We start from the raw sequence: 2,059 nt of genomic DNA on the forward strand, positions 1-2,059 counted from the left end.
GCGGGCCTCGTTGACGGTCATCCACGGTGCGCCGACGGCGGTCGAGGTGACCGCCGCCTTCTCCTCGAAGGACGCGCGCAGCTTCTCTTCGAGGTTGAACTCGACGTAGACGTCGTCGCCGGCCCCGAGGATCGGCAACGCCCACTGGTTCAGCGCGTCCTCGATCCGCTTGATCTGCGGGCCGAGGCTGTCGCCGTACAGCGAGCGGCGGAACTCCCTGACGTTGCTGTAGTTCGCGTTGTCGAGCAGCCCGACCTGCGTGGGATTGACGTGGTAGACGCTGGCGACGGTCTGCAGCGACAACTTCGTCATGTCGACGACCTGCTCGTCCTGCGCCTTCAAGTGGCTGGGCTTGTAGTCCATGCCGTCCTCGAGGATCGGCGTGCCACCAGTCCCCGACCCGCGGCCGGTGTACTGCGACTGCCACGCCGCCTTGAACCGCCGGCGTGCCTTCGCATCCCAGCTGGTCCCAGCCGGACGGGTGATCACCCCGCCGATTCGCGCGCCAGAGGTCCACAGCGATGACCGGTACGCCGCCGCCTCGAGCTGCTCGCGCAGCGTGTCCTTCAGCGCGTCGACCGGCGATGCGCCCCGCTTCATCGTGAACGGGTCGTAGCCGTGGACCCGGACGACCTTCTCCGCCGGGATCTCGACGTGCTCGCCGGTGGACGGATCCGCCATGATCATCGACTTCATCGTCCAGGCGTCGTGCCACCGGTAGGTGATCTGCCAGGTCGGTGAGATTGGGGTGATCCGCCACTCCCCGACGCGGTCAGTGTCGACCAGCCAGATGAACTCGTCGTACAGGCTCAAGTCCATCAGAGACCGGTAGATCAGGTCGTAGGTCAGCATGCTCGGCGAGCACTTCTTCATCAGACGCGAGACCTGCTCGCCGCGGATACGCTCCCGGCCGCCGTCGGAGTCCCGACGGAAGGCGTGCAGGTTCACCGACGCGACGTTTCGGGCGATGAAGTCCGTGACCGTCCGCAGATGCGGCTGTTCTCGCCACAGCTGCTCGACGCCCATCTTGTCGATGTCGCGGGCCAGCGAGGCGAAGATCGGCGCGGCCAGCTCGTCCGGCTCGGGGGCGCGCAACGGTGCGCGGGTCAGGCCGAATCGCTCCAGAAATCCCATGCGGGCCTCCTCACACGATCAGCAGATCGTCATCGTCGAAGTCGTCGAGGGACTCGTCGTCCGAGTCCTCAATGTCGTCCCAGTCGTCGTCGGAGTAGGCCGAGACGAAGGTGTCTGTCGTGCGGTTCCCCATCCACCAGGCGATATTCCCCGCCACGAACGGGGTGACGTCGCCGGTGGACTTCTCGCGGTCCCAGATGAACGTGTCGCCGCTCTTACGGTCCTTGACGCCGATGGCGGCGGACTCCAGCAGTGTCGGCGTGGTCGGGGTCTCCGGGTCCCGGCCCAGCCAGCGCACGGTGCGCTCCTGGATCGAGGTGAAGAAGCCCAGCACACTCGACGTCATGTCGGTGCCCTGCCACTCGGCGACGTCGATGCCGGAGTCGCGCAGCAGTGGGGCCAGCGCGTTCGACGGGCTGCCCTTCACCTGCAGGCCAACGGTTCCGGAGAACCACGTCCCGCGGCGGGCATTCAGCCAGTAGGGAACCCACCGGTAGCCGGCGCGGGACGCGACGACCTCGACGTGCCACCGACCGTCAGGCCGCTGGGCGGCGATGACGATGTGCGCGTGAGTTCCCTCGGTGGCGACGTCGACACCGCAGAAGATCGGCGCGTCGGCGGCGGGGCGGGAGTCTGGATCCGCGAGCGAGTCCCACAGCTCTGGGGCGATCTTGCCCGGGTCGAGGGACTCGACCCACTGGCACAGGTTCTCGGTGCGGAACTCGTCATCCTCTTTTCCCTCCCTCTCTGCGGATACGTCTCGCTCGGTCATGCGGCCGTGTCCCAGGTCCGGGTTGGCCTGCGCCCACCCCTCGCGGTCGTCTATCGACAGGTCCGGGTGCGCCGACCACTCGAAGATCCCGACGGTGACCGCGTCGGTCTGGTCCGAGTTGATCGCGTTGATGCAGCGGGTACGCATACTGCG

The 2,059-nt window shown here is 67.2% G+C and carries 1 protein-coding gene and 1 pseudogene; both read right to left on the bottom strand.

Going from position 1 to position 2,059, the window contains the following annotated elements:
- Window positions 1–1,134, bottom strand: a 1,134-nt coding sequence (locus ACT3SZ_RS16370; protein WP_444620412.1) for a phage portal protein, incomplete at its 3' end; no start/stop codon positions are given.
- Window positions 1,135–1,144: 10 nt separating this feature from the next.
- Window positions 1,145–2,059: pseudogene (locus tag ACT3SZ_RS16375) on the bottom strand (terminase); the annotation flags it as partial.

Origin of the sequence: Corynebacterium sp. AOP40-9SA-29, from assembly GCF_052377405.1 — a bacterium.
GTDB lineage: Bacteria > Actinomycetota > Actinomycetes > Mycobacteriales > Mycobacteriaceae > Corynebacterium.